Raw genomic sequence first — 23293 nt, forward strand, 5'->3', positions numbered from 1 at the left:
AAAGCAGTTCGCGGCTGTCGCCGCCGGACTCGCTAGCGCTCGCCGCTGTTTACGGTGTTATGCATAGTGAGATGGAAAAATGGAAACGCCGCATATAGCTGTTATGTATACTGATGAAGTCCCCGCAGAAGTGATAACAGAGTTTAGAGAACAAGTCGAAACAGAGCATTTGGCAGTGGCGATACATCAACGGCCGTCTGGTGGCGTTTATGCTATTCCAGAGTGGTTCTACCCAACGGCCCTTGCAGTATTCATTGGACAGGCGTATTTCACTGCTTTCCTTGGTGAGATGGGTAAAGACCATTACAACTTGCTGAAGGCAGGGCTTAAAAAATTATGGCAAAAGGCCATTGGGCCGTCAGCGCCACAGGTGTACGCGTTTGGTAGCAAAGGCAAGGTCTCGAAAGATCAGCCGTATTCTCTTTACTTCGCTATTCATGCAGAAGCCGGAAATGGATTTAGTTTCAAGTTGCTGATCCAGAAAGGACTATCGGAGGATAAATATACGGAGTTGGTTGAGGGGTTCCTTTTGTTTTTGGAAGAACACTATCAAGGAAATATCTCCCAAGAATTTATCGAGAAAAGTAAAACTATTCTGGTCGTTGGAAAAACCATATTGCTTACATATAACTTTGACTTGAAAGTTATCGAGCAGGTGAACCCCACTTTAAAATAATCCAAAACCTGGGCATAACCAGCGGCTGCAGCGAACCGCTTTTCCGGCGAGGTGCGTCTCCAAATCGGCAACTGAGGCTAGGCGTTAGGCACTTTCCTGTCAACAGAGTAGGCACATTTCTGCGGCGTGTGCCGGTATTGGCACCGTCAATTAGAGTACGTGCGGCGCTGAGTGGCATCATGAGCTGTATGATAGCTAAGCGTAACAGCTACCCATCCTCCAACCCTCCCTCAYCAAACAGCGAAAGCTGCTGCCGGTTAGCGGGCTTTGCTTTTTTAGCGCGCTGAGCGGGTGGCCGTCTCTGGCTGGCGAGCCTATCCACAATCGCTTGGCTGGCGTCTCGGGCCTCTGGCGTGCGACGCAACTCATAAAGCGTCTTCTTCCAGTGCCGTGCTTCTGCCTCAAAGTCGTTGGGCAGTGGATAGTGTTCGCCGGGCTGAAAGCCGAACCGCTGGCGTAGGCTTTCGGGTAGTGCCCACGGCTTGGCGCGCCMCTCTAACGGCAGGGCGGTTAATTCCGGCACCCAGCGGGCGACAAACTCACCATCTGGGTCGTTATCTTCCGCCTGTTTGATGGGGTTATACACTCGCAGCGCGTTGGTGCCCGTGGCGCCTGCCTGCATCTGCACCTGAGGGTAGTGAATACCGGGCTCAAAATCGGTAAACAACCGCGCCAAATGCAATGCTGGCTCAACCCAGTGCAGCCCAAGGCCAAAAGTGGCGTAGGAAATCAGCATCGCGCGCATACGAAAGTTGATCCAACCGGTGGCGATCAGGCTGCGCATACAGGCATCCACTAACGGCACGCCGGTTTGGCCACGCTTCCAGGCGATCAGATTGGGGKGTTCAGGGTCGCGCTCCCGCAGGCCGCGCAACGCCGGGTGGAGGGTTTGTGACTCAATGCTCGGCTCACTTTCGAGCTTTTGAATAAAGTGGCAGTGCCAGTGAAGCCGGGAGGCGAAGGCGCGCAGCGAGCGCGACCAAGCGGCGTCTTCAGCATGCTTTTTTCGTTGACGGCGCAGCGACTGCACCACTTCGCGCATGGAGAGCGTGCCCCAAGACAAATGGGGCGAAAGCCGCGAGCCAAACTCCCAGGCCAGTAGTGGTTTAGACAGTGAGCCGCGATAGCGCCGCCCGCGCTGGCTTACAAAGCTGCGCCACACTGCGCGGCCTTCGCTGCGGCCACCAGGCTGGCGCTCCGGGCAGGGCGTGGTATCAAACCCTAGCGTTAATTTATGAAGCTGCTCAATATCAATATGATGAAAAGCTTGCCAGCCCTCGGCCGCTCGAGCGTTTTGCGGGGCTGAGAAGGKAGGAGCGGTCATTAACGCTTCCCACTGTTTTTCCCATGCATCGCGCTCTGCCACCCGGGATTTTAGGCCGCGTATTACGCCGTGCTGGCGTGCTTCATGCCATGGCGCGCCGTGCTGTTGGCACCATGCCTTGACGCTTTTATCACGGGCAAAGCTCCAGGCGTTGCCGGTCTCTTCATGAGAGTGAAGAGCAAACTCGCCGTAATGGGTTTTCAGGGCATCAAGCAAATCGATAATATCGCCCTGCCAAATACACAGCGGTAGGCCAAGTGTCTCCAGAGCGTGAGAAAGATCGACAAGTGAGTCAGCGGCAAACTGCCAGTGGCGCAGGGCACTATCCGGCGCTTGCCACTGGCCGGGTTCAATCGCAAAGACGGGCAACACTGGGCCAGCCATGGCGGCGCTGGCAAGCGGCACATGATCATGAATACGTAAATCGCGTTTGAACCAAACAACCTGGATAGGTGCCTTAGCCATGCCGTACCTTGCGGTTGAGGGCTATTCGCCGCTAAGTCTATTCGCCACTGAAATGTGACGTTACCATCAAGCTACCGTTTGCCAAATCAACCCAACAGAGCCAACCCAGCAGGATCAACTCTGCAGGAACAAACCCGTAGGAGAGTAATGATGTATATCGCTATGAACCGTTTTCGGATTGCCCCAGGCCGTGAAGAGGATTTTTTAGAGGTGTGGCGTAACCGCGACTCTCATCTGGATGAAGTGCCGGGCTTCAAACAGTTCAAGATGCTGCAGGGTGAAAGCCAGGAAGATCACACCGTGTTTATCTCCCACAGCGTGTGGGAATCGGAAGAAGCCTTCCGCGCCTGGACTAAGTCAGACGCGTTCCGGAAGGCCCATGCCAATGCCAAGTCACCTGAAGGTATTTATCTTGGCCCGCCTAAGTTTGAAGGTTATGAGGTGGTGCTGTAAGCCATAGCCAATAACGTTTGCGCTGGACAACAAGCAAGTGATGCACGTGTTATCCAGGCGACAAAGCGTTATAAGTTCATCACTACCGTCACACCAATTAGCGCCGCCGCACAGCCCGCTACAACCCACTTGAGCGAGTTGCCTGCGGTGGTTGCTCTATCTTTTCCCATTTCGTTTATCAGAGAGTTTAAGTGCATGCCGAAGATGAACTTGGTTTTGAGATATCGATTACTGACCCTTATCCCTTGATACCAATGGCCGGGGAAGTCGATAAGAGAGGCGGGAATCACCAACCTCTCATAGCGCTCTGCAAGCGGCATACTCTTTGACTCTATGCTGATCAGTTCACTGCGGCGAGGAATCAGTGGGGAGACATCTGATTCGGGTATCTCTTCGAACGCCAACGGCATACAGACGTAGTTGCCTTCATTCGGCCCCAGTAAAAGCACTGGCACTCCGTTTTCGCCGCACTTAAAGCGTGCCAAACAGGGAAACCGTTCATCCGTGTAATCAGGCTGAAAAGGCCCATAGCTGTTGATAATGAAGCCAGGTAGTAACCCTTGGAGATCCGTACTAAAGAGAGTCTTTACGAAGCTGCGACCATGCTGAAAGAAGTTCCAGGCAAGATGATTGACGATACGCTCGCGTAGTTTCTCGCTGGCGAGGTGGGTACCTGTGGTATCGGGTAGTTCCGTATTGGCTTTGCATAGAGAAGCTTCGATCCAGTCCGGATCGAAGACGGCATTAAATCCCATGGGCGTGGTGAAACTGATCTTTACTTCCCAGCGCTCGGCGCTGTCGGCGGGCTCGTCATCATGCGCTGAGTCTTTGGTGATTGTTAGAGCAATATCGTCGGCAACTGGCACGATATCTTGATCGACCATGGCGCGCAGCACATTGAAGGTGCTGAGCTTACTGACCCCCAGCAGGCTGTTCTGATAGGAAGGTTCTGGCACGTCTGGCGTCGCAGACTTTTCTTCCCAGCTCGTGAGCGGTGGCACCCTCATATGCTCGAAAAAGGCCTTAGCGCTGGAGGATAGCTTGCTTAGAGCCTTCGCATTATCGGGTAGTTCTGGAAAGAGTGGGTTGTCCCAATCGAGTTGGTCATCAAATACGTATAGCGAATTTATCTCGCTCGGCTCGCGGTCAGGGGTGTACTCAAGTGCGATATCGCGCCAATACTGAACAGCGCCGTAGGGCAGGGTTTCAGCGTTACCCTCAGGCTCGAAAGAGAATACATCGGCCTCGTAGATGACTTCCTTGCCCCCAGCATCTTCCAAGATAGCCGTTATGCCAAGGAGCTGCATTAAGACTCCCCCAATAGCCAGACCATCATCTTGATCAATGAGGTGTATGCTCAAGTGATAAAAATGGGCGTTGCGAGCCAGCTCGGCAAGGGACAGCGTCTTGATTACTATTTCGCTGTCATCTTCAAGTTTTATGTTGGTCATCGCCTTTTTTAAAGTATCTTGACTGCTGGAAGCGACGTAGCGCTGCTGAGAATCAACCTGAATTAACCCTGGCAGATCCTGGCCTGATGCGTTGCGATAAAAGGCAACATAAAGTTCACAGTTGGCCCAGCTCAGCAATCTACGTTTGTCTTTTTTTATAAGGTCTTGCTTAAATTTAGTGAAAGAGAGCTGTGTAGCAATGTCAGACGTCATATTTCATCATCCTTGATATGGAAGGCATATTGTCAACGAGTGTTGCAAAAGTTAGTGCCGAAGAGTTGGCAACAGAGGCAGACACTCGTTCGGCTGGCGTATTTAGAGCGGCTTAGTTTACCTAAGTAAGTTGGGATTTTCCCTGCACCGGATTTCATGACCGCCAGAGTGTGGATCTGTTTTGAGCTGGGCGGCTGTTAAGTGCTAACTAAGGTCGGTAAAACTTAAAACAGTGCCAAGCCAATCGACAGCAGCACACTGTAGAGCAGCGTCGAAATAGCGGTTTTCTTCAACATGCCGGTCAGCATCCCACCATCATGGGTATGGCGTAGTGTTCTGGCGGCATCGGTCAGTGGCTTGGCCACCAGCAGGCAGCYCCACCCCACCAGCGGTACAGGCAGCACGACTAGGTAAGTTAGCGTCAGTAGTAGCGCAACACCCAGCAGCGCCCAGTGGTAGTTAATCGCGTTGGCGCGGCCAAGCCGAACTGCCAGGGTGATTTTGCCATTGCGTGCATCGCTTTCGATATCGCGCACGTTATTCACATTGAGCACGGCGGTTGCTAACAGCCCGCATGCGGCGGCGGGTAGTAACGGCAGCCAGCTTAGCTGGTGGGTATGCAGGTAATAGGTGCCTAGAACGCCTAACAGGCCGAAAAATATGAAGACGGCAATATCGCCCAATCCACGATAGCCATAGGGCGTTCCACCCAGGCCAACGGTATAGGTCACGGCTGCCAATAAAGAGGCGGCACCTAGCAGCAGGAAAGTGACAATCTGTCCCCACTGGTTGCCAAAGGCGGTCACCAGCAATAACAGCCCTAACAGCGCTGCTACGATTGCCGTAATAACCATCCCGGCGCGCATTGCCTGTGGCGTCAGCAAGCCAGAAGAGACTGCCCGAACCGGCCCAATGCGTGATTGGTCATCGGCGCCGGAAGCCGCGTCGCCATAGTCATTGGCTAGATTAGAGAGTACCTGTAGCGCAATGGCCGTCAGCAGGGCAAGCAAAAGCACCGCGCCATTAAAGGCGTCCACGCTAGCCGCCAGCCCAGTACCCAAGAGTATAGAAGCGCACGCCAGTGGAAGTGTTCGGGGGCGAGCGGCTAGCAACCAGGCTTGGTAGTGGCGGCGCTTAGCGAGTCGTTCCATTATGACGATATTCCTCGATTTTCGTTTAAACATTGGCTGGCGTGGCAATTATCAAACATTCGGCAATGTATGATTAACTGTTAAAAAGTAGACTTAAGTCAAAGCAAATCGTGTCGCCTTGCCCCACACTGGAGGAGCACCACACCAAGAGTTTACGCGATGTTTGGTGACTTATTTAGACAATGCAAATATGCATCGCTAGTCACGCTTGCCTAAAAGGCGAAATATGCACTCCACACACCCTATTGAAGCCCTCAAGCATCAGCTTGATACACTTAGTGATAGCGCTAAAAAAGGGTTTATGCGCCTAAGCACTCCCTGTCAGGTGGATAACCTGATGGGGTGGCTAAACGTGCAGAGCGTTTATCCCCGCCTCTATTGGAAGGCGCGTGATACGAACGCCGTTGAGTGTGCGGTGTTGGGGGCGATTAAGGCGTTTGATTCGTTAGCGGCGCTGCAGGCGGACCTTGCTGCGCTGGCTGAAGCAGGCGTCCAACAGCCCAACTATTTTGGCGGCATGGCCTTCGACCCTGGTACGCCGGGGTGGGAGCACTTTCCAGCCTGCCACTTTTTGCTGCCGCGTATCGAGCTTAAACGTCATCAAGGTGGCGCGACGCTATCACTTAATCTACGTTTCGATGACCGTTCCCCCGGTGCCGAAATCGCCCAGGCTTATGCCTGTTTAGACGCGCTGGTAGCAGAGCAGCCGCTGTCTCGCCTGCAGCCTTTGGTTTACCAGCGTGAAGACCGCCCCAGCCAACAAGAGTGGGCGGCTTGGGTGGGGCAGGTGACAAACCTCGACCACCTAGGGCATACGCCCAAGGTGGTGCTTTCCCGTGAAACGCGCCTGACAACACCTGAAACGCCTAACCCTTGGGCACTACTGTCACGCTGGCAGGCCGGTACCGCTGACTGTTTTCACTTTGGCATCCAGTTGACACCCCATGAGGCGTTTATCGGCTGCCCGCCGGAGCAACTCTATAAGCGTGAAGGTATTCATTTAACGACAGAAGCACTGGCGGGCACCACACGCCGTGGGCGGGATGCCCAGCAAGATCAAGCGCTTGCCGATGAACTGCTTACCGATAAGAAAAACAGCTTAGAAAACCAGTGTGTATATCAGCAGCTTTTGACCCAGCTTGAGCCGCTTTCTTCACAAGTCCAAATGGGCGAGGCGCATATTATTAAGTTGCGCTCTTTGCAGCATATTCGCCGTCTGATTCGTGCCGAGTTACACCACAGCGTCACCGACCAGTCTTTGCTTTCCTCACTGCCACCGACCCCGGCGGKGGGCGGCGTTCCCCGCGAGTCGGCGCTGGCGTTTATTCGACAGCATGAGCGCCATCAACGCGGCTGGTACTCGGGGGTGTTTGGTCGAATCAGCCATGCCAGTAGCGACCTCGCCGTGACCATTCGTTGCGCCTATATCGATTCAGAAATGATCCGGCTTTATGCCGGTGCCGGCATTGTGGCGGGCTCCCAGGCGGACGAAGAGTGGCGCGAGCTGGATACCAAAATAGCCGATATTATGTCGCTGCTAGGGRTGGGATAACACACATGGCAACACCTGTATTGAGCGGTTTTGCGCAAGAGCACGCCACCTTTAATCATGTTTGGTCGGCGCTAATGCTGGAGGAGCTTTATCGCTTGGGCGTGCGCGATGTGATGGTGGCGCCCGGCTCTCGCTCATCACCGTTGACCATGGCCGCCAGCGAGCATGCCGGTTTGCGCTGCCACTGCCATTTTGACGAGCGGGGGCTGGGGTTTATGGCGCTGGGCATTGCCCGGAGCAGTTACCGGCCCGTGGTTGTGATTACTACCTCAGGCACCGCCGTGGCCAACCTCTATCCGGCGGTGGTGGAAGCCAACCTGCTCGGCGTGCCGCTGATTGTGCTCTCCGCCGACCGCCCCATTGAGCTGCTGGATAACGGCAGCAATCAGGCAATCGACCAGCGGGATATCTTCTCCCGTCACACGATTGTTCACCACGMCTTGCCGCCGCCCGATGCTGAGATAAAAGCAGCATTTGTACTTAGCACTATTGACCAAGCGGTTGATCAGCAGCGCCGCACCCCTGGGCCCATCCATATCAACTGCCGTTATCGCGAGCCTCTCTATCCTGGCGACGCTTTAGTGGATGCCAGTGACTATCTCGCCCCGCTGGGGGACTGGCTGATGGACTCCACGCCTTGGAGTGATTGGTCATGGGGTGATGTGCAGGAGCGCGCCACGGTTCCAGCGCTTAGTGACGTATGGGAAGCATTTGTCGGACATCGAGGTATTATTGTCGCAGGAAGCATCGATGACCCGCAGCAGGCACAGCAAGTGGTAGCGCTCTCCAAGCAACTGGGCTGGCCACTGCTGGTGGATGTGCAGAGCCAGGTGCGTTTTGATCCTCACAATCTGATTCATTTTGATTTGGCACTCCACGATGGGCGGTTCTTCGATGAACTGGCTAAGGCAGAGGTGCTGCTGCAGTTTGGCGGTCGGCTAATTTCCAAGCGACTCATTCAGTTTATTGCCCAACATTCCTGGCAGGATGCCTGGTTGGTTGATCCGCTGCCCCAGCGGCTGGATCCTGATTACTGCGTTAAGCGCCGTGTGATATGTTCGCCCGCCGACTTTATCGCGGATTTGCCAGCGATCCCTGAGAAACCTGTTTGGCATCAGTTGGCTAGCCTCCAACGACGCACTAGTCAGCTTGTGGAAGAGCGGTGTAGGTCACTCTCAGAACTGGGTGTTTGCCATCAGCTAGCGCAACTGGCGGAAGGGCAGCTGTTTATCGGCAACAGCCTGCCTGCACGGCTAATGAATATGCTGGGTACGCATCGCCGAACGCCGCTACGGGTATTTGCCAATCGCGGCGCCTCGGGCATCGATGGCTTAATCGCCACGGCGTTTGGGCTCAGTTGCTCCCGCGCAGAACCCACTACCATTGTGCTGGGAGACACCAGCGCACTGCATGATCTCAATAGCCTCGCACTGTTAAAGCAGGCGGCTCAACCCCTGGTGGTGGTCATTCTTAATAACGATGGCGGCAGTATTTTCCATATGCTGCCGGTGCCTAAAGAAGACGATCTGCTGGAGCGATATTATCGCCAGCCCCACGGCTTGAACTTCGAGCATACGGCAAAGATGTTTGGGCTTGGTTATGCAGCGCCTGACTCGCTGGATAGCTTTGCGATAGCCTACACTCAGGCCCTTCAGGCGGGCGTTACGTTGATTGAGGTTAACGTACCCCATCAGCAGGTCGCCGATGATCTTAAGGCCCTGGGCGCAGCGATTCGAGGGGCGTCGCGTGAGCTGTAAACCTCACAAGCAGGCGCCGACCCTCGTACTGCTCCATGGCCTGCTGGGCGATGGTCAGGACTGGGTTGAGGTCATCGCTGGCTTGGAAGGCATTCACTGCCTCGCGCTGGATTTGCCCGGCCACGGCCAGAATCAGCACGAGCAGCTAGGCTCTTTTGAGGCTTTTCACCACTGGCTTGGCGATGCGCTGATAACTCACGGTGTTCGCCGTTACTGCCTGCTGGGCTACTCCCTGGGTGGCCGTTTGGCGCTGTACCATGCCAGCCTTCAGCCGCCGGGTCTGGAATCGCTCTGGCTGGAGAGCGCTCACCCTGGGCTACCCGCCAGTGAGCGTCCTGGCCGTATTGCTCATGATGAACGCTGGGCGCTACGCTTTGAGCAGGAACCGTTGGAAGACGTACTTATCGATTGGTATCAGCAGCCGGTGTTTGCCGATCTCACCGACGTTCAGCGCAGTCGGCAAATGCAACGCCGTCTCGCGAATCACGGGCCAGCCGTCGCCAGCATGCTGCGATCAACTTCCTTGGGTCAACAGCCTTTGCTATGGCGGTGGCTGGAAAATACCACGCTTCCGGTGGGGTACTTTTCGGGGCAGCGGGACGCCAAGTTCCACACTCTTGCCACTCACTTGGCAACGATGGCACCGCGCCTGCGCCATATCGCTCTGAACGGGGGCCACAATCTTCATGTTGAGCAACCAGAGGCGTTCTCACAGCAGCTGAACGCTTGGTTGGGTACTGCAAGCTGACTTCAATCAGCTGATCAGCATTAACCAAGGCAGGCCAATCACCAGCCAAACCACCAGGAACAGCAGCCCAAAGATTGCCCCTAGCCGCCAAAACAGTGCGCTGGGTAAGTAGCCGCTGCCGTAGTAAACCGGGCTTGGCCCTGTGCCGTAAGGGGTGAGAATGCCCATAAAGCCCAGTGTGGGCAGTAGCAGCAGGATAAACATCTGCATATCTAGCCCGGCAATCCCCGACGCCGCCGCCAGAATCACCGGCAGCAGAGCAGTAACGTGGGCTGTCACGCTGGCAAAGAAGTAGTGCAGCAGGTAGAAAATAACCACCAGCGCCACCATGGCCATCAGCGGGTCAAAGTGACTTATCTGCCCGCCGACCACATTGCCAAACCAGTTAACAAACCCCACTAGGCTAAGCCCACCCGCGAGCGCCACCAGGGTGGCAAACCACACAAAGGTATTCCAGGCGGCTCGGTTATCGAGAATATCGCTCCAGGTTACAATACCGGTTAACAGCATGCCGCAGATCACTAGTAGACCAACCAGCGATCCAGAGATAATGTCGCCCGCGAAAATCCACAGCAGCAGGGCGGAGACCACCATAATGATCAGTATTATTTCATGGCGAGTCAGTGCCCCCAGCTTGGTTAACTCCTGCCCTGCCCAGTCGGAAATTTCATTACCCGCTTTTACTTCGGGCGCGCATAGCCAGTAGCTCAGCAGCGGAACTAGCAGAAGCAGCAAAATGCCGGCTGGTGCTACCGCCATAAACCACTGCCCCCAGTTGATATGAATACCGGTCGCGCTTTCAGTTAGCGCGATGGCCAGTAAGTTCGGGGCCAGAGCGGTCAAAAACAGCGAGCTAGTGACGCAGGTAGAAGCAAGCGCGGTCCACATCAAAAAGCTGCCCATGCGCTTCATGCTGGGGTCGTTGGGATGCGAATCGTAAAGCGGCGGCAGGTTACGAATGACCGGATAGATCGTGCCCGCACTGCGCGCCGTATTGGAAGGCGTAAACGGCGCCAGAATGCCATCGGCAATCATCACCGCATAACCCAGGGTCAAAGTACGCTTCCCCATGGCTTTGACTAGCCAGAGCGATATCCGCCTGCCCAGGCCGGTTTTCTCATACCCCAAGGCAAACATAAAGGCACCAAAAATTAGCCATACCGTAGAGTTGGTAAAGCCCGACACCGCCCATGAGAATGCTTGGTTAGCGGCACTGAATCCGTCAGCCGTCAGTTGCTCCGGAGAGAACAGCACCCACCTTGAAAGCAGTGCCACCAGGGTAACGCCGATCAGGCCGACCACCGCCCCAGGCAAGGGCTCGAGAATCAAGCCAACCACGCAGCCAAGGAAGATGGCGAAAAAGTACCACGCGTGAGGCGCTAGCCCCTCGGGTGTAGGTATCAGCGCGACGATAATAGCGACTGCTAACGGTGCTAACAGTTTCCATCGTGGCGAGGGTTGGGCATTGGTTGTCATGCTGCACCTCTCTTTAGTCTTTCTTGCTGTTTTTATTGCCTGGCGGATAGGTATCTGCCCTGCAGTGAGTGGCTTGAAGAGTAGGGCCTGTGGCACGCGGGTAACAGCAATACCTAGTCGATTTTCTACTTGCTTGACGCACGTCAATAGTTCTTTGGACTAATGAGCAGGGCCTGCCAATAGCGTGGTAAGTTCGAAGAATGAAAGGGCACCGAAGAGTGTCGCTACCACCACCTTTGACTTGGCTAACGGAAGGAAACGTCATGCAGCAGCGAGATTTCGATATCGTGATTGTCGGTGGGGGTGGCGCAGGCTTGCGTGCTGCCATTGGGGCTGCCGAACAGGCCAAAACCCAGGGCACCCCTCAGCGCATTGCGCTGCTGTCCAAGGTCTATCCCATGCGTTCCCATACCGTGGCTGCAGAAGGCGGTGCGGCGGCGGTTACCAGTGATGAAGACTCCCACCAGGCGCATTTTGATGACACCGTTTCCGGCGGTGACTGGCTGGTTGAGCAGGGGGTGGCTGACTACTTTGTTCMCCACGCCTATCAAGAGCTGGTGCAGATGGAGCGCTGGGGCTGTCCTTGGAGCCGTAAGGACGATGGTCAGGTGCAGGTGCGCCGCTTTGGGGGGATGAAAACCGCCCGCACTTGGTTCGCCGCCGATAAAACCGGCTTCCATATGCTTCACACCCTGTTTCAGACTTCGCTGAAATACCCTGAGATCGAGCGTTTCGACGAATACTTCGTGCTCGACCTGGCGGTACACGAAGGTGCTGTGATTGGCGTGATTGCCCTACAAATAGCCACTGGCGAATTAACCGTGCTGCGCGCCAAAACGGTGATTTTGGCCACCGGCGGCGCGGGGCGTTTATTCCGTTTCAACACCAATGCGGGCATTGTCACTGGCGACGGTATGGCGATGGCCTACCGCCATGGTGTGGCGCTGCGGGACATGGAGTTTGTTCAATACCACCCCACCGGCTTGCCCGGCTCCGGCATTTTGATTACTGAAGCGTGCCGGGGGGAAGGCGGTATTCTGCTCAATAAAGAGGGCTATCGTTATCTGCAGGATTATGGCCTTGGCCCGGAAACGCCGCTGGGTAAACCGGAAAACAAGTATATGGAGTTGGGCCCGCGGGACAAACTCTCCCAGGCCTTCTGGCAGGAGCAGCAGGCAGGCCGCACCGGTAAGTTTGGCGACAGCGATGTGGTCTATCTCGATCTGCGTCACTTGGGTGAAAAGTACATTCTGGAGCGCCTGCCGTTTATCTGCGAGCTGGCCAAATCCTATATCAACGTCGACCCGGTGAAAGAGCCCATCCCCATTCGCCCAGCGGTTCACTACACCATGGGCGGTATTGAAACCAATCCACAGTGCGAAACCTCCATTGCCGGGCTCTACGCCGCCGGGGAGTGTGCTTCGGTGGGTCTGCACGGCGCCAATCGATTGGGCTCTAACTCGCTGACGGAGCTGTTGGTGTTTGGCCGCCTGGCCGGTGAGCAGGCAAGCAAGCGCGCAGCACAAACCGAGTGGGCCGATGAGCGCCTGCTGGAAGCCCAGGGCGACCGCCAGCAAGCCAAGCTGCTGCGGCTATGTGACGGAACGGGGAGCGGCGAGAACTGGGTGGAACTCAAGCACGCCATGGTGCAGGCCATGGAGAGCGGCTGTGGGATTTACCGCACCGAAGAGGGCATGCGCCATTCGCTGGATACCATGCGCCAACTGCGTGCGCGCTTCAACGAGATCCGCGTTAACGATACCAGCAAGATTTTTAATACCGAGTTACTGGAATGTCTTGAACTGGAGTGTGGACTGGATATTGCCGAAGCGTCTTGTTTGGGCGCGCTTGAGCGCCGTGAGTCCCGCGGTGCCCACCAGCGCTTGGATGAAGGCATGCAGAAACGTGATGACGTTAACTACCTCAAGCACAGCCAGGTCTTTTACCAAGGCGATGCCCATGCCGAGCTGCGCTGGCAGGACGTCGATGTGCAATTCTCTGCCCCGGCGGAGCGGGCCTATGGCGATGCGGGCAAGGGGGAGAAGGCATGAGTATCGATCAGATGAGTACTAACTTAATCAGTACGAAGAATGTCAGCACCAAGCATATTAGCGTCAAACGCTACCTGCCTGATAACTCGACTGAGACGTACTGGCAGGCGTATGACCTGCCGGTGGATGACAGTACCTCGCTGCTGGATGCCCTCAACCATATCAAGGAGCAGCTCGATAGCACCCTGAGCTACCGCTGGTCGTGCCGTATGGCGATTTGTGGCTCCTGCGGGGTCATGGTGAACGGCATTCCCAAGCTGGGCTGTAAAACCTTCCTGCGCGATTACGAGGGCGATATTCGTATCGAGCCGTTGGCACACTTCCCCGTGCAGCGGGATCTGGTGGTGGATATGGAGATCTTCCTTGAACACCTGGCGGCGGTGAAGCCCTACCTGATTGATGACAACCCCGTAAAACCTTACGACCCCAGTGCGCCGGAAACCTATCAACAGACGCCGGAGCAGCTGGAGCGCTACAAGCAGTTCGCTAACTGCATTAATTGCGGTCTCTGCTACTCCGCCTGCCCCCAGTTCGGGCTTAATCCAGAATTCCTTGGCCCGGCGGCATTAACGCTGGCTCACCGTTACAACCTGGACAGCCGAGATCACGGAAAAAAACAGCGCATGGCCGAGCTTAACCGCCACGACGGGGTGTGGAGCTGCACCTTTGTGGGCTTCTGTTCAAAAGTGTGCCCCAAACACGTTGACCCCGCCGCTGCGGTCAATCAGGGCAAGGTCGAAGCAGCCAAACACACGCTTATTGCGCTGTTTAAAGGGTAGGGGAGGAACATCATGGATAAATCATCATCGCAACGCCTGCCGCCGCTGAAACGCAATTGGTGGCTGAAGCACCGCTTTTTTAAACTCTATATGCTGCGCGAAGCCACGGTGCTGCCGCTGGTGTTTTTCACGCTCTGTTTACTCGCTGGTATGGTCGCTCTTCTTCAAGGGGCGGAGAGTTGGCAGGGGTGGATCGCCTTTATGGGCTCTCCCATCGTATTAGTGCTGAATCTTCTGGCGCTGGCCGCCAGCCTGTTTCACGCCGCCACCTTCTTTGTGCTGTTCCCGCGGGTAATGCCGATTCGTATCGCCGGGCATAGCCTGCCCGATCAGGCCATTGTTGCTGGGCAGTGGGTGGGCGTAGTCGTGGTCGCGCTGCTATTTTTCTGGCTATTGGGGAGGAGTGGGGCATGAACAAACATGATGTTCAGCATAAACAAGCCTTTGATGAGCCGCTTTGGTGGGGGCTATTTAGCGCGGGCGGCGTCTGTTTCGCAGTTTTACTGCCCGCCGTGATTCTGTTTATCGCCGTTCTACTGCCTTTGGGCCTGCTGCCTGCTGGGGCGCTGAGCTATGAGCGAGCATCGGCACTGCTGTTCAGCGTACCGGGCTTTCTGTTTGTGGGGGCGGTAGTTTGCTTGCCGCTATTTCATGCTGCCCACCGCCTGCGCCATGGGATGTTTGATATCAGCGTGGGCAATGACGCACTTAACAAAAAACTGATGTACGGTGGGGCTGCGCTGTTAAGCATTGTGGCGCTGGGCTTAGTCGTTACAGGTATGCTGGCTTAAGCGATTCACTGCAAACACCCCATCCCTGATAAAGAAAAACTAACTAAAAAACCTGACAAAGAAAAAGAGACTGGCATGATTAACGGACTCACTGAATCAGAACTCTATGCGCCGGTAGAGTGGCAGGATCGCTCCGGTGGCTATCAGGATATTTTGTATCACACCACTGCCGATGGCATTGCGCGGATCACCATCAACCGCCCCGAAGTGCGCAACGCCTTTCGCCCGTTAACGGTGAGCGAGATGGCCCAAGCGCTTAACCGCGCCCGCCACGACAGCACCATTGGTGCGATTATTCTCACCGGTGCCGGCGATAAAGCGTTCTGTTCCGGCGGGGATCAGCGCATCCGTGGCGACTACGGCGGCTACCAGGATGAAGAGGGCACCCACCACCTCAACGTGCTGGATTTCCAGCGCGATATTCGCACCTGCCCGAAACCTATTATCGCCATGGTGGCGGGTTATGCCATCGGCGGCGGTCACGTGCTGCATATGATGTGCGACCTGACCATCGCCGCCGATAATGCCATCTTTGGCCAGACCGGCCCTAAAGTCGGCTCCTTTGATGGTGGTTATGGCGCCTCTTATATGGCGCGCATTGTTGGCCAGAAAAAGGCCCGGGAAATCTGGTTTCTGTGCCGCCAGTACGATGCCGCCCAAGCGCTTGAAATGGGGCTGGTCAATCATGTGGTGCCCCTGGCAGAGTTGGAAAAAGAGAGCGTGCGCTGGTGCCGCGAGATGCTGCAGCATAGCCCTATGGCACTGCGTTGCCTGAAAGCTGCACTCAATGCCGATTGTGACGGACAGGCCGGGCTTCAAGAGCTGGCGGGTAACGCCACCATGCTCTACTACATGACCGAAGAGGGGCAGGAAGGGCGTAACGCCTTTAACGAAAAGCGCCGCCCGGACTTCACCCGCTACCCGCGCAACCCGTAATGCAGCTGGCGCTTTACCGCTACTCTCTACCGCTACGCCAGCCGTTGATGTTTAAAGGCAATCGGCTGGCCAGCAGAGAAGGGCTACTCGTTTCCATCAATGGCCAGTGGGGCGAGATAGCCCCGCTGCCTGGCTTCTCCACAGAAACCCTCGCTGAAGCACAAGCTGAAAGCCTAGCCTGCCTTAATGCCATTAAGCGCGGCGAGAAAGCCGCTCCAACGTTACCTTCAGTGCAGTTTGGTTTCGACTGTGCCCAGCGCCTGTGGCCTGTAAATCTTCCCGCGTCGTTGTCGCCCTACCCACTGCTCCAAGGTGCGCCCGCGGAATTGATGCTTTCGCTGGATACTATCTTGACCGGCTGGGGGGCTTTGCCGCCGCCTAGACTCAAACTCAAGGTAGCACGCTACGCCATGGAAGAGGAGCTGGCGCTGATCGAACAGCTCGCAGCCCGGCTACCCACTACCAAGCTGATTCTGGATGCCAACGGCGGCTGGACGAGGGAAGATGCCCGGCGTTTCTGCGAATGTCTTCCCCTTGATCACATCGATTACCTGGAAGAGCCCTGCGCTGCCTTTGTCGACACCATTGCCGTGGCTGAGGCAACGGGGGTACCTATCGCCCTGGATGAAACGCTATCCCGCAGGGAAGAGTGGTATGGCCACCCCCAGATTAAAGCCCTGGTGATCAAACCCACCTTGATTGGCTCGCTAAATGCCTGCGAAGCGCTCGTTAAAAGGGCGCGAGCGGATAATCTGCGTGTAGTGATCTCCTCCAGCTTTGAATCCGATTTAGGCCTTGTGCAGCTTGCCCGTTTGGCAAGTGAGTGGGCGCCTGATGAGCCGCCTGGGTTGGATACGGGGCATTGGTTAGCTGAGCGAGTTACCTCTGCCTCCGGTGAGGTAATGACTGATAGCTTGAAGTGCCTTTATCATAACGGCTGAGCGTTTCCGCAATTAACTTCCTCCCCCGATAGCATTATCCATTGATTCGAATTCCAAATCCTCAGTTTTATTAATATCAATATTTACTGCACAAGGCCAACCTGATATTTTGAATAACAATCAGTTCAGTTTGGAGCAGATGAACTGAGATTGATGAAGTTGACGTTTCGTTTAGCCAGCTTCTTTCTATGGGTCTAGTTAGGAAAATTATACCGCCATGGAACAAGCCAAGTTGGGCGATCAGGTTGCTTGCTCTTGTAACGGAGGCCCTCACCGTATTGTCAGTGCGGCTTCGACCGCTTTTGTCGACGGCATACCCGTCGCTCGCGTTGGTGACCGTAGCTCCTGCGGTGCCAGCATCGTGACCGGCCTTGATTGGTACCCAGTTGAAGGTGCCGCGGCCGCTATTTACGGCAGCGAGACCTCATGCGGCGGGGTGGTGATTGCGGCTGCTAGKGCGATCACTGGCCAGCCGAGAGGTGGCGTAAGCACCACATCACTCCCTACCGTTCCGCCGCCGCGCTACAACCGTCGAGTGGTGTTTCGTGACGAATTCGGCGCTCCTCTGGCTCATGAACCCTACCGACTGGTGCTCGAAGGKGGTGATACAAAAGAGGGGAAAACCAACGCCCAGGGGGAAGCCGATCTTATGGATTCAGACCTTGCCGCCAAGGTGGTCGATATTCTGATTAGGGGCAACTGAAATGGCCGAGTGGCGACGTATCGCGCAAACAATTACCACCCCAGCAACGCTGGATGACCCCTTTATTGTTACGGTCCCCTGTCCGCATAGAGATCAGGCGTTGGAAGTGGCTGCCTGGATAGTCGAAGAAATACAGACCAATGTTGAATCCGAAGCCGCCCAGCGCATAAAGCAGCAGAATGCTTACAACGCGCAGGAGGCAATGGAACGTTGGCAACGGGAAGGTGAATCACTAAATAGCGTTCAGCGTCTCGCCCGTGGTATGGCAAGGCCGAAGTTTATCCAGATCGAACGACTCTCCCACAGAGCGGCCCTCGCTAGTTGGGCCTTGCTGGTAAGAGAAGGGGGAGTATGGGATCACAAACCAGATTTCCACAAAGGTGGAAAGAAGGGCGATGAGTTCGACTCTAGAGGTGTCTCAGCTTATCCGTGGCATCATAAATACCAAGGCTATGAGTATTTTTATGATATCTGGTCCAATATTCACTATGGTTATGTAGGTCGTTACATCGGCTTTTCTGAACAGACTTTATTAGACGGCGCTGGCTTGGCGCAGTATCTAGTCGATCGTATGAAATCTGATGTATCACCCACTGACCGCAGCGAAGTCAATGGGGAGGGATATCGCCGTTTTGATGATGTTACCGACCATCTTTCTGTCAGTTTAGGCATATCACTGTTCGAACGTTTTACCCCGCAACAGTTAACTGGTTCTCTGTTGATGAGTGAGGTCGCTCAGGTAGACTATCCAGAAGAACGTGGATCCAAGATAAGTCATAGCTGTCAAGGAGCTAGAAAACGTAAAGAAGAATACGAACAGAGCATGCAACGAGAAGCTGAATTGCAAAGTAGACGGAAGGCGACAAACTAATGACATTCTACCGCCGTAAAATCGTAATAATACCACTTACGATCATCTTTAGCTTTTTTGCTTGGCTAATCTATCTTTGGGCTGTAGATAGCTATCGACCCAGCCAGAATCAAACAAAGTTGTTAACAGAAATCTCTAATGAAATTCATGCCGTTATGCTACAAAAAAATTTAGACTGGGTTCAAATAAAAGATGGGCTGGTGTGGCCAGAGTCACTTGAAGGAGAAGATTTCGAAACGATTAAGGCCGATATAAGGAGTGCTGATAAAAAAATCAATGAAGCAACATTTATATATCAATGCCAAGATAAGTGCTACTTTACTGCCTATTTTTATATTGATGGTCAAGAAGATGAGTTTGTTGACGGAACTTCACGGTACTATCAGTATAATCCTGATGGCTATCTAAAGCGTATAATACCGGGTTACCCTCAAAGTGAATTTACTGAACATCTGCAATATAACCAATATGCGATGGTTGAGGAGTTTGTTCCGTCTATATCTCAGGCAGTAAAATCTGACCCTGATGGAAATAGACATTTATATCTATTTTGCGAGCCTTTAGAACAAAAGCAGTGGCACTACTGCAAAGGGTATCAAAGCAGCTGACCTTTTTAGTCGCTATTGTTTGTTAAAAATGTGCCTTGCGTTATATCTGACTTTTTGTGAGCCTTTAGGACAAGAGTGCTGGGCTTTTTGTCGAAGGGAGTATGATTGAGCGCTGTGAGTTTGTACCTCGTTTTACTTGGCAGCATAATGATGGAATCAAATCACCCTATTATGGGTGGATAAAGCATGCTATTCAGGGGGGAATCGTTACGAAGCCTCATTGTTTATACCCCTCAGAATGGGAGTGCCCAGCGTGATAGATACCTGTCCCATTCACTACTGGGCCAAAGAGACCCCTGAGCATATTGCGGTAGAGGCTGGCTCCGTGCGTCTTAGCTACCGAACGCTTAATCGCCGGGTGGCGTCTTTAGCGCAGCAACTGAAGCGGGCAGGTTTTGTGCCCGGTGATCGATTAGTTGTGCCCGCTAAAGCGGCTCTTAAATCCTTGCTGTTGGCGTGGGCCTGCCTACGGGCAGGGATTATTTTTTGTCCGTTTAACCCTGTGTTCCCTATTTCCCAACAGCTCACTCTAGCCAAACGCTTGCAGGCTGGGCGGGTTTGCCAAACGGAAAGCGACCATCATTACCCTGCCGAGCTTACACCGGTTAGCTTCGATTTTTTGACGGAAGCCGATGTGAGAGAGCCACAGGCGCTGGATAGCAACCAGCTGTGCAACACGATTTTTACCTCCGGCTCCAGCGGTACGCCCAAGGCGGTGCTGCACCGCGTGGGGAATCATTTGGCTTCTGCACGCGGTTCGGCGTCGTTTATTCCCGTTGATCAGAACAGTGGCTGGCTACTGTCGCTGCCGCTGTTTCATATTGGCGGCTACGCGATCCCGTTTCGCGTCTTTCTCGCCGGTGGGCGGCTGATCCTCGACGATGCTCCCGATACGCTGGCGGAGCGCCTTGAGCAGCAGGCAATAACCCATCTTTCCCTGGTGCCCACTCAGCTGTGGCGGCTGCTGAAGGCGGGCTTTACGCCCCAGTGCACCCAACTACGTGAGCTGTTACTAGGCGGTGCGGCGATTCCAGCGCCGCTGGTAGCGCAGATGACATCACTAGGCCTGACGCCGAAAGTTAGCTATGGGCTATCCGAGATGGCCAGCCAAGTCTGTACCGGTATCCCCACTGCGCCGGGTGTGGTCGGCAAACCGCTGCCGGGCCGTGAAGTGAGAGTGGTCGATGGTGAAATTCAGTTGCGCGGTGCGACCCTGTTCTGTGGCTATTTGAATGGCAGCGAAGTTGATCCAGCCCTCAACGACGAAGGCTGGTTTGCCGCCCGCGACAAGGGCCACTTCAATGCGGAAGGCGCGCTGGTGGTGGAAGGGCGGCTCGATAATGGCTTTATCTCCGGTGGCGAGAATATCCAGCCAGAAAGCATCGAACAGCGGTTGGTCGACCACCCCCACATCGCCCAGGCGTTGGTTGTAGCAGTGCCCCACCCCGAGTGGGGCGAGCGCCCGGTGGCGTTTATCGATTGGCACGGTGAGGCCGTCCAAGAGCAGGCGCTAAACACCTGGGTGCGTGAGGCACTGCCCGGCTTTATGGTACCCGATGCCTGGCTGGCCTGGCCGCCAGGGGTGGGCTTTAAACCCTCTCGTAAGCAGTTTGCTGAGCTGGCGCGAAAGCAGTTGGTTAATAAGTAGCCAGCTAGTGTGGTTATGCTATTCCTGGTGGTGTCAGTGGCGGCAAGTAGCGTTCAAGTAATTGAGCAGCATGCAATACCTTAAGGTCTTGATATTTGTCTGCTACAAGGTGCAAGCCTACCGGCAGCCCCTGGTTATCCAGCCCGCAAGGCAGTGATGCGGCGGGCTGTTGGGTAAGGTTGAAGGGATAGCTAAACGGCGTCCAGTCCATCCAGTCTTTATAGCGCTCGCCCGGTGGCACGTTGTGGCCCGCGACAAAGGGCGCAATGGGCATCGTAGGCGTGACCAGCAAATCATAGCGCTTATGAAACGCCGCCATCTGCGCCGTTAATTCGCTGCGCTCACGCCGGGCGGCGAGGTAGGCGGAAAGCGATACATCCTGCCCGCGCCGTGCGATATCCAGAAAACCAGGGTCGAGTGCTGCCTGCTGTTGTTCGTTGAGTTTTTCGAGCGCTTGGGTGGCGCCCGCAAACCAGAGCGTATTAAATGTCTTAAGCGGATCACTAAAGCCAGGGTCAATTCGATCTACCGTCGCGCCCAATGCTTCTAAATGGGCCACGGCTTCCTCAACCCGCTGCGCAATATCCGGTGCTACTTCTACATAGCCAAAGTCAGCGCTAAAGGCGATGCGCCAGCCGCGTAGGTCAGCAGGGGGTGGCGTTAGCCAGTCTGGCCCGAGTGGGTTGCCGGAATAGCCATCCCGCACATCCGGCTGCGCTATCACGCTAAGCATAAGCGCGCTGTCAGCGGCGGTGCGGGTCATAGGGCCTAAATGAGAAAGCGTACTCATGGTGCTGGCGGGCCACTGAGGCACCCAGCCAAAGGTGGGTTTAATACCAAAGGTACCAGTGAAGCTGCATGGGATGCGGATAGAGCCCCCAGCGTCGCTACCCTGATGAAGCAGACCTAGGTTAAGCGCAGCGGCAGCCCCCGCGCCACCCGATGAGCCACCCGGCGTGAGTTGCGTATTCCAGGGGTTGCGGGTAATGCCGTGTAGCGGGTTATCGGTGACGCCTTTCCAGCCAAACTCCGGCGAGGTGGTCTTGCCAATCACAATGGCCCCGGCATTGCGCAGATGGCGGCTGATGGGGGCATCCACTTCCCAAGGGCCATCCGGCGAGGTCGTCGTTGACCCAAGGCGTGTAGGCAAACCTTTGGTTAAGGCCAGGTCTTTAATGGTCACAGGGATGCCATCCAGCGGGCCGCAGGGCCTGCCTGCCTGCCAGCGCCGAGCGGATTCTGCTGCTAACCGGCGGGCCTCTTTGCCGTTAATACAGGTGAAGGCATTGACCTTGTGGTTATCCCGTTCAATACGCGCTAAGCAGCCATCTACCAGTGCCTCCGGCGAGAGCGATTCTTCGCCGAAACGAACCAATGCCTGGACGGCCGTTAGTGTTTCAAAGGTATCGGCCATGATTACTCACCCTTCTCAACGCCGGCCGCTTCAAGCATCGCGTGCAGTAGCACGTTACAGCCTGCATGCACGTGCTCAGGTGTCGCGCTTTCGATTTCGTTATGACTAATACCATCCTTGCAGGGAATAAAGATCATCGCGGCGGGGGCAACGCGGCCCACAAACATCGCATCGTGACCGGCACCGCTGATGATATCCATATGCGAGAGATTGAGTTTCGCGGCCCCCTGACGCACTGCATCAACACAGGCTTTGTTGAAGTGCTCAGGTGCAAAATCCGCGGTGGGGGTTAGCTCGTACGTCAGCCCGTGACGTTGGCAAATTTCCTCAACGGCAGCGGCAACAGACTGGCCCATTGCGATAAGCGCTTCTGGCTCCCAGTGGCGCATATCCAGGGTCATTTTGACCTGGCCGGGAATCACATTGCGCGAACCTGGGTGCAGCGTCATACAGCCGACCGTGCCGCGACCGTGGGGCTGATGATCAAAAGCGATTCTGTTGAGTGCTTGGGTGACTTCTGCCGCGCCCATCAGGGCATCGCGGCGTAGATTCATCGGGGTAGGGCCCGCATGGGCTTCAAGCCCGGTCAGGGTTAAATCAAACCACTTCTGGCCAAGACCACCAATGACCACACCAATGGTAGTGTCGGTGTCTTCGAGAATAGGGCCTTGTTCGATATGCGGTTCAAAGTAGGCTTTTATTTCGCTTGGCGAGACCTCATCGCTACCGCGGTAGTGAATGGCGTCCAGGGCATCGCTGACCGTGACGCCATCGGCGTCGGTGCGCGCCATCATAGCGTCAAATTCCAGCTCGCCGCTAAATACTCCGGAACCCATCATGCAAGGGGGAAAGCGGCAACCCTCTTCGTTAGTCCAGGCGACGACCTCAATGGGAGACTGCGTGGTGATGTTGTGCTGGTTCAGTGTACGAATTACCTCCAGACCAGAAAGTACCCCAAAACAGCCATCATACTTACCGCCAGTAGGTTGGCTATCCAGGTGGCTGCCTGCCATGACTGTTTTGGCGTTGGGATCGCTGCCTTCCCGACGGGCAAAAATATTGCCGATATTATCGATCCGAATCGTGCAGCCTTCGGCGCGGCACCACTGGATAAACAGGTCGCGTCCCTGGCGTTCTAAATCGGTAAGCGCTTGACGGTTCACCCCGCCTTTGGGAGTGGCGCCTAGTTTGGCCATCTCCATTAGCGACTCCCATAGACGAGCGCTGTCGGTACGTAGGTCGGTGCTATCTTTGCTTGGCGTAACGTAGGTGTTCATTTCACTCT

The 23293-nt window shown here is 55.2% G+C and carries 21 protein-coding genes; 15 read left to right on the plus strand and 6 right to left on the minus strand.

Annotated elements, in window-relative coordinates; translation table 11 throughout:
• Positions 1-79 precede the first annotated feature (79 nt).
• On the plus strand, positions 80-676 hold the full coding sequence (locus HALO_RS03255; RefSeq protein WP_035581025.1) for a hypothetical protein: 597 nt from the start codon (positions 80-82) through the stop codon (positions 674-676).
• 208 nt (positions 677-884) lie between these two features.
• Here HALO_RS03255 and HALO_RS03260 read toward each other — a convergent pair whose 3' ends face one another.
• Positions 885-2465 (minus strand): cryptochrome/deoxyribodipyrimidine photo-lyase family protein, encoded by a 1581-nt coding sequence (locus HALO_RS03260; protein ID WP_050713028.1) that lies wholly within the window; start codon positions 2463-2465, stop codon positions 885-887.
• Between the two features lie 150 nt (positions 2466-2615).
• Here HALO_RS03260 and HALO_RS03265 point away from each other — a divergent pair, with 150 nt between their 5' ends.
• Positions 2616-2918, plus strand: a complete 303-nt coding sequence (locus HALO_RS03265) for an antibiotic biosynthesis monooxygenase family protein (RefSeq protein ID WP_022521683.1) — start codon at positions 2616-2618, stop codon at positions 2916-2918.
• 68 nt (positions 2919-2986) lie between these two features.
• Here the strand turns inward: HALO_RS03265 and HALO_RS03270 are convergent, their stop codons facing one another.
• Positions 2987-4582 carry a hypothetical protein gene (locus HALO_RS03270; RefSeq protein WP_035581019.1) on the minus strand — a complete coding sequence of 532 codons (1596 nt, stop codon included), beginning with the start codon at positions 4580-4582 and terminating at the stop codon, positions 2987-2989.
• A 224-nt stretch (positions 4583-4806) separates the two neighbouring features.
• Entirely contained in the window at positions 4807-5733 is a 927-nt protein-coding gene (locus tag HALO_RS03275; RefSeq protein WP_050713029.1) for a 1,4-dihydroxy-2-naphthoate polyprenyltransferase, read from the minus strand.
• Between the two features lie 226 nt (positions 5734-5959).
• Here HALO_RS03275 and HALO_RS03280 point away from each other — a divergent pair, with 226 nt between their 5' ends.
• Genes HALO_RS03280 through menH form a run of 3 tightly spaced genes read left to right on the plus strand, consistent with a single transcriptional unit; the run spans position 5960 to position 9790 of the window.
• Positions 5960-7285, plus strand: coding sequence for an isochorismate synthase (locus tag HALO_RS03280; protein WP_050713030.1), 1326 nt, complete (start codon positions 5960-5962; stop codon positions 7283-7285).
• Positions 7286-7290: 5 nt separating this feature from the next.
• Positions 7291-9042: a 2-succinyl-5-enolpyruvyl-6-hydroxy-3-cyclohexene-1-carboxylic-acid synthase gene (gene menD / locus HALO_RS03285; RefSeq protein ID WP_050713031.1), complete on the plus strand. Its 1752-nt coding sequence runs from the start codon at positions 7291-7293 to the stop codon at positions 9040-9042.
• Positions 9032-9790 carry a 2-succinyl-6-hydroxy-2,4-cyclohexadiene-1-carboxylate synthase gene (gene menH, locus HALO_RS03290; RefSeq protein WP_035581007.1) on the plus strand — a complete coding sequence of 253 codons (759 nt, stop codon included), beginning with the start codon at positions 9032-9034 and terminating at the stop codon, positions 9788-9790. Before menD ends, menH begins: the two co-directional genes overlap by 11 nt.
• A gap of 6 nt (positions 9791-9796) precedes the next feature.
• Here menH and HALO_RS03295 read toward each other — a convergent pair whose 3' ends face one another.
• Positions 9797-11266, minus strand: coding sequence for an anion permease (locus tag HALO_RS03295; protein ID WP_035581005.1), 1470 nt, complete (start codon positions 11264-11266; stop codon positions 9797-9799).
• A 263-nt stretch (positions 11267-11529) separates the two neighbouring features.
• On the opposite strand from HALO_RS03295, the gene frdA reads away from it, so the two are divergent.
• The 10 genes from frdA (at position 11530) to HALO_RS03345 (ending at position 20594) form a co-directional block, all read left to right on the plus strand.
• Positions 11530-13317 (plus strand): fumarate reductase (quinol) flavoprotein subunit, encoded by a 1788-nt coding sequence (gene frdA, locus HALO_RS03300; protein WP_050713032.1) that lies wholly within the window; start codon positions 11530-11532, stop codon positions 13315-13317.
• Complete coding sequence (locus HALO_RS03305; protein ID WP_172821653.1) at positions 13314-14096, plus strand: succinate dehydrogenase/fumarate reductase iron-sulfur subunit; 783 nt, start codon at positions 13314-13316, stop codon at positions 14094-14096. The genes frdA and HALO_RS03305 overlap by 4 nt, the downstream gene beginning before the upstream one ends.
• Before the next feature lie 12 nt (positions 14097-14108).
• Positions 14109-14510: a fumarate reductase gene (locus tag HALO_RS03310; RefSeq protein WP_035580998.1), complete on the plus strand. Its 402-nt coding sequence runs from the start codon at positions 14109-14111 to the stop codon at positions 14508-14510.
• Positions 14507-14887, plus strand: a complete 381-nt coding sequence (gene frdD / locus HALO_RS03315; protein ID WP_035580995.1) for a fumarate reductase subunit FrdD — start codon at positions 14507-14509, stop codon at positions 14885-14887. The genes HALO_RS03310 and frdD overlap by 4 nt, the downstream gene beginning before the upstream one ends.
• 75 nt (positions 14888-14962) lie before the next feature.
• On the plus strand, positions 14963-15823 hold the full coding sequence (gene menB / locus HALO_RS03320; protein WP_035580993.1) for a 1,4-dihydroxy-2-naphthoyl-CoA synthase: 861 nt from the start codon (positions 14963-14965) through the stop codon (positions 15821-15823).
• Positions 15823-16764 (plus strand): o-succinylbenzoate synthase, encoded by a 942-nt coding sequence (gene menC / locus HALO_RS03325; protein ID WP_035580990.1) that lies wholly within the window; start codon positions 15823-15825, stop codon positions 16762-16764. Before menB ends, menC begins: the two co-directional genes overlap by 1 nt.
• Before the next feature lie 217 nt (positions 16765-16981).
• Complete coding sequence (locus tag HALO_RS03330; protein ID WP_050713033.1) at positions 16982-17467, plus strand: PAAR domain-containing protein; 486 nt, start codon at positions 16982-16984, stop codon at positions 17465-17467.
• A 1-nt stretch (position 17468) separates the two neighbouring features.
• Positions 17469-18338 (plus strand): polymorphic toxin type 44 domain-containing protein, encoded by an 870-nt coding sequence (locus HALO_RS03335; RefSeq protein ID WP_050713034.1) that lies wholly within the window; start codon positions 17469-17471, stop codon positions 18336-18338.
• On the plus strand, positions 18338-18946 hold the full coding sequence (locus tag HALO_RS03340; protein WP_035580984.1) for a hypothetical protein: 609 nt from the start codon (positions 18338-18340) through the stop codon (positions 18944-18946). The genes HALO_RS03335 and HALO_RS03340 overlap by 1 nt, the downstream gene beginning before the upstream one ends.
• A 253-nt stretch (positions 18947-19199) precedes the next feature.
• On the plus strand, positions 19200-20594 hold the full coding sequence (locus HALO_RS03345) for an AMP-binding protein (protein ID WP_197671976.1): 1395 nt from the start codon (positions 19200-19202) through the stop codon (positions 20592-20594).
• Positions 20595-20607: 13 nt separating this feature from the next.
• Here HALO_RS03345 and HALO_RS03350 read toward each other — a convergent pair whose 3' ends face one another.
• Together HALO_RS03350 and HALO_RS03355 are read right to left on the minus strand one after the other, a co-directional pair.
• On the minus strand, positions 20608-22008 hold the full coding sequence (locus HALO_RS03350) for an amidase (protein WP_035580978.1): 1401 nt from the start codon (positions 22006-22008) through the stop codon (positions 20608-20610).
• Positions 22009-22010: 2 nt separating this feature from the next.
• The gene (locus tag HALO_RS03355) at positions 22011-23285 is read right to left on the minus strand and encodes a Zn-dependent hydrolase (RefSeq protein ID WP_035580975.1); all 1275 of its coding nucleotides are present in this window, start codon (positions 23283-23285) and stop codon (positions 22011-22013) included.
• Positions 23286-23293: the final 8 nt, after the last annotated feature.

Origin of the sequence: Halomonas sp. R57-5 (genome assembly GCF_900070345.1) — a bacterium.
GTDB lineage: Bacteria > Pseudomonadota > Gammaproteobacteria > Pseudomonadales > Halomonadaceae > Vreelandella > Vreelandella ventosae_B.